The organism is Dactylosporangium aurantiacum (assembly GCF_000716715.1).
Classification (GTDB): Bacteria; Actinomycetota; Actinomycetes; order Mycobacteriales; family Micromonosporaceae; genus Dactylosporangium; species Dactylosporangium aurantiacum.
The window spans coordinates 1-2,541 of record NZ_JNYJ01000115.1 but is presented as its reverse complement, the minus strand read 5'-3'; the positions used below and the strand labels follow the sequence as shown (position 1 = coordinate 2,541).

Sequence of the window (2,541 nt, the reverse complement as noted above, 5' to 3'; positions counted from 1 at the left end):
TGTCAACGGCCAGTTGGACTTCCCCGGTGGCGGCCAGTAGTTCTCCCCGCTGGCGGTCACGAATTTCTCCCCGTCGGCGGCCAGATAGTTCCCCGCCGTGGGTGGTGCTGGTTAGTGCAGTCGTTTGACTCCTCGTCCGTTGGTGGCTTGGTTGAGTCGGAAGCTCTCACCCTGGGTGACGACGACATGGGCGTGGTGCAGGAGCCGGTCGACGGTGGCGGTGGCCAAGGTCTTGGGCATGATCTCGTCGAAGCCTGACGGGTGCAGGTTGCTGCTGACGGCCAAGGCTCGGCGCTCGTAGGCGGCGTCGACCAGGCGGTAGAACCCTTCGGCGGCGTCGGCGGAGACGGGCAGTAGGCCGATGTCGTCGACGATGATCAGGTCGGTGCGGATGAGTCGGGCCATGGCGCGGGTGACGGAGTCGTCGGGGCGGTGCCGGCGGACCATGACGCCGAGGTCTTCGATGGTGAACCAGGCGACGGTCATGCCGGCCTCGACGGCGGCCTGGCCGAGGGCTTCGCAGAAGTGGCTTTTGCCGGTGCCGGACGGTCCGCAGATCGACAGGTTTTCCTTGCGGTGCACCCATTCCAGCGTGCGTAGCGCGTCCTGGGTCGGGCGTGGGATCGACGAGGCGGCCTCGTCCCAGTCGCCGAAGGTCTTGCCGGCGGGGAACGTGGCGCGTTTGCGGCGGGTCCGTAGGTTGGCCTGGTCCCGGCCGGCGGCTTCCTCGGCGAGCAGGACCCGGACAACTTCAGCGGGATCCCAGCGTTGTGCCTTGGCGGTGGGGATCAGGTCGGCCATCGCCCGGCGGATGTGGGGCAGTTTCAGCCGCTTGGTGAGTTCGATGGCCTCGGCGAGGGGGTCGCCGGTGGTGCCGGTGACGGGCCGCAGTCCGGTGATGCTCATGCCTGGTCTCCTGTCGTGGTGGTGCCGAACGCGGCCCAGGCCGACGTGCCGGGTTGCAGGCTGTGGGTTTCGCTGGCGCGGGTGGGTTCGCTGTCGTGGTCGCGCTGGTGGGCCAGGATGCGGATAACGTCGTTGTCGGCGAACCGGCCGGCCAGGGCCGCGACGCCGAGGGCTTGGTCGACGGCGGCGACGCCGTGCAGCTTGGCCAGGGCGACGGCCTCGGCCATCTTGCGCCGGACCCGGCGGACCCCGGCCGCGCCGGCCTCGACCAGCCAGGCCGCGGCGCCCGGGCCGAGCGCGAGGAACGCCGCCTCGTCGGCGGTGTTCGCCCGCGGCGTGCGGTCCTCTGTGTCGGATCGGCGGGCCCGGGGCGGGTAGTGCTCGTCCAGGATCGACGGGCTGCCCGGTTGGGCCCGAGGGTGGCGGGCGACCTCGGCCGGGCCGGTGTCGGTGACCGCGGTGACGATGAGCTCGTCGCCGTGGAACCGGGCCCAGACCCGGGTGTCGACCAGCTCGTGCGGGACCGAGTAGCGCACGCCGTCGACGGAGATGGTGCAGTCCCAGTTCACCCTGCGGGTGGTGCCGAACGCGACCGTGAACGGCTGCTGCGGCAACGGATGCAGCCGGCCCCGTTCCTCCAGCAGCGCCTCGGCCGGCCGGCGGCGGGTCTCTCGGTGGACGCGGCCGTTGACGTGGTCGGTGAACTCACGGCAGGCCGCCTCGAGCTCGGCGAAGGAGCGGTAGTCCTGCAGGAGGTTCGCCGCGGTCGGCACCAGGTCGGCTTTCGCGATTTTCACGGCGTTCTCCGACCCGCCCTTGGACTGCGGGTCCGCCGGGATGCAGGTGCGGATCGTCGTGCCGTAGTGCCGTGCGACCTGCACGATCTCCGGGTTGCGGACCGCGATGTCGGCGACGTGCTCGATGGTCATCGTCTTCTCGTTGTCGGTCAGGACATAGCCCGGGACCCCGCCCAGCCGGCGCAGCGTCGCGTCCAGGCAGGCCACGATCGTCGGCAGGGTCTTGTCGAACACCGGGATCACCACCCGGAACCTCGACCAGGCCAGCCACGCGCACCACAACGCCGTGCGCCGCCCGCCGATGCGCGGGCCCTCGCCCCAGTCGAACTGCAGCCACAGTCCCGGCTCCGGGATCCACGGCCGGAACACCCGCCGTCGACCGGCCTGCCACGTCTGCTTCACCGCAGCGACCGCCCGCCGGGTCGTGCGTTCCCCACCGGTGAACCCCATCGCGGTGATCCGCCGATGCACCACATCCGCGCGGACCCGGCCACCCGATCGGGCCACCAGCTCCTCGATCTTGTCCATGAACTCGTCGATCGGACGAGCCCGATGCGTCCGCTCCTGCGGGCTGCGGCCCTCGTTGCGCAACTTCACATACCGAGCCACGGTGTGGTGGTCACACCCCGCCAGCTCGGCCGCCGCACGGTAACTGCCCGTGAGGTCGTACGCCTCCAAAATTTCCACGATCTCCCTGCCGCTCTTCACCGGCCGACCCAAGCCGACCGGCATCCGCTGATGATCAGCGGGGAGGTATCTGGCCGCCTATGGGGAGAACCGTGGCCACCAGCGGGGCGCTAAATGGCCGCCTGTGGGGAGTATTCCGTGGCCGCGGACA

The 2,541-nt window shown here is 70.4% G+C and carries 2 protein-coding genes; both read right to left on the bottom strand.

What is annotated here, in order from left to right:
• Window positions 1-111: 111 nt before the first annotated feature.
• A complete protein-coding gene (istB, locus tag OP18_RS50450) occupies window positions 112-906 on the bottom strand; it encodes an IS21-like element helper ATPase IstB (protein ID WP_033367915.1) in 795 nt (264 codons plus the stop codon).
• Window positions 903-2,411: an IS21 family transposase gene (istA, locus tag OP18_RS50445; protein WP_033367913.1), complete on the bottom strand. Its 1,509-nt coding sequence runs from the start codon at window positions 2,409-2,411 to the stop codon at window positions 903-905. The genes istB and istA overlap by 4 nt, the downstream gene beginning before the upstream one ends.
• Window positions 2,412-2,541 lie beyond the last annotated feature (130 nt).

What these genes read in the sequence shown, in the direction of transcription:
- istB (WP_033367915.1), bottom strand. Translation starts at nt 906, where the DNA reads ATGAGCATCACCGGACTGCGGCCCGTCACCGGCACCACCGGCGACCCC.